Source organism: Mesorhizobium sp. M7A.F.Ca.CA.001.10.2.1, assembly GCF_003998575.1.
Classification (GTDB): Bacteria; Pseudomonadota; Alphaproteobacteria; order Rhizobiales; family Rhizobiaceae; genus Mesorhizobium.
Genome location: NZ_RZQY01001306.1, coordinates 1 through 534 on the forward strand (window position 1 = coordinate 1; position 534 = coordinate 534).

Here is a 534-nt window from a genome sequence, read left to right on the forward strand (position 1 = left end):
GTGTCGAGCGCCGAGCAACTGAACAAGAATCTCGGTTTCGTCGCCAGAGCCACCGAAGAAGGCGCCCAGCTGGTCACCGGTGGCGAGCGGATTCTGACCGAGACCGGCGGCAGCTACATGGCGCCGACGATCTTCGAGAATGTCACGCAAGACATGCAGCTTGCGCGCGAGGAGGTGTTCGGGCCAGTGCTCGGCGTCATGCGCTTCGAGACCGAGGAGGAGGCGGTGCGGCTTGCCAATTCGACCGTCTACGGGCTCGCCTCGGCGGTGTGGACCGCCAACCTCTCCACAGCACACCGCATGGTGCGCGCCATCAATGCCGGCGTCGTCCACGTCAACACCTATGGCGGCGCCGACATCACCGTGCCGCTCGGCGGCGTCAAACAGTCCGGTTTCGGCCGCGACAAGTCGCTTCACGCGCTGGAGAAATATTTGGAACTGAAGACGGCGTGGATCGCGCTTTGAGCCTGGCGTCAGCGCCGGTTTTTCCGAGAGTCCGATCTTACTTCCGAAGCGCAGCGGATCGCATCGTAG

1 protein-coding gene is annotated in these 534 nt (G+C 63.5%); it reads left to right on the forward strand.

Annotation, left to right across the window (positions count from 1 at the left end; genetic code table 11):
• Nucleotides 1–465 (forward strand): aldehyde dehydrogenase family protein (locus EN964_RS36795; protein WP_127277617.1); only part of this gene is annotated, 465 nt, incomplete at its 5' end.
• Between the last annotated feature and the right edge of the window lie 69 nt (nucleotides 466–534).